Source organism: Ruegeria sp. AK11, assembly GCF_056541095.1.
This window is the reverse complement of record NZ_JBQFXU010000041.1, coordinates 1-763: the sequence shown is the minus strand read 5'-3', so window position 1 is coordinate 763 and position 763 is coordinate 1. Positions and strand designations below refer to the sequence as shown.

The 763-nt window shown below is 57.3% G+C and carries 1 pseudogene; it reads left to right on the top strand.

The annotated features are described in order from the left end of the window. The first annotated feature begins 11 nt into the window (after positions 1-11). A pseudogene (locus ACR0D9_RS20610) lies at positions 12-712 on the top strand (IS6 family transposase). Positions 713-763: the final 51 nt, after the last annotated feature.

The window sequence follows — 763 nt, the reverse complement described above, 5'->3', positions numbered from 1 at the left end:
AGGTGACATTGATGAAGACATCGTCAATCAGCTACAAGCGCCCCCGGTTTCCGCCTCAGCTCATCGCGCATGCAGTGTGGCTGTACGTTCGCTTCAATCTGAGCCTGCGGGAAGTTGAAGAGATGCTGCTGCAGCGCGTGCGCGATGCTTCTTACGAAACTGTTCGGCGCTGGGTCATCAAATTCGGGCCGGTGGTTGCTCCAAATCTATGGCAGAGACATGGCCGCCCAGATGATGTCTGGCATCTGGATGAAATTGTCGTGGACATTTCAGGTCGCAAGTATCGGCTTTGGCGCGCGGTCGATCAGCATGGCGTCGTGTCGGACGAAGTACTCCAATCCAGGCGGGACAAACGGGCGGCAAAACGGCTGTTGCGCGGCCTGATCAAGCACCTTGGTTTCATTCCCAAGCGGATCATCACGAACAAGTTGCGGTCCTATGGCACCGCCAAACGGGAAATCGCGCCGGGCTTGGATCGTTGGTCGCACAAGGGCTTGAACAACTGCGCGGAAAACAGCCCCCTCCCATTCCGAAAGCGAGAACGGACGATGCCAGGATACCGATCTCCAGGAGGTTTGCAGCGGTTCGTAACCACCCATCAGCCGTTAGAAATTGCTTCCGCGTCCCGGCACGTCGTCGCTCCGCACTAACAATCCGTTGTCACCGCCTCGAGGCAACTAACGCCTGGAATGCTGCCACTCGAGCCGCTTGAATCCCGACCATCAGCATTCCCTCGTCGACCGGACGTTAACGTGACAATACC